The 518-nt window shown below is 45.4% G+C and carries 1 pseudogene; it reads right to left on the bottom strand.

What is annotated here, in order from left to right:
- Positions 1 to 129 precede the first annotated feature (129 nt).
- Positions 130 to 518 (bottom strand): annotated as a pseudogene (locus R7Q11_RS29365) (porin); the annotation flags it as partial.

Consider the following 518-nt stretch of genomic DNA (forward strand, 5'->3'; position numbering starts at 1 on the left):
AGTATCCAAAATAAGACATTCAGCCCGTTTTATGTTTTGTGTCATCAGTTTGAAACGCATGTTGATTCTTCGAAAAAACGAAAAAAGCCAGCATCATGCTGGCTTTTGAATCGATAACTGTAACGACAATTATAGGTAGTAACGTGCACCAAGTGCCCATTTGTCATCAGCTTTGTATTCAGGTTGGCGACTGTTAGCATCGTTCAAGTCAAACTGGTAACCCGCATAACCCACAAACTTAGGTGTGAAGTTGTATTCTGCTTGCAGCGCCATTTCTTCACGCGCCGTTTCTGTCTTCGCGCCTTTCACGTCTTTGCCTTCAACCATTTCGTAGTTGATGCTCAGGTTTAGGCTATTAGGCAGTGCATAAGCGATCAACGCTTCGTACGCGTCGCTTTCAGCTAGACGAGTTTTACCGTCGAAGTTCATGTTTTCGTTCGAGCCGGAAACCGCTGCTAGGTACAAACCCTGACCGTAAGAACCGGATGCAGCAGCGAAAACGCGAGATTGAGCTGAAT

The organism is Vibrio sp. 970 (assembly GCF_033339075.1).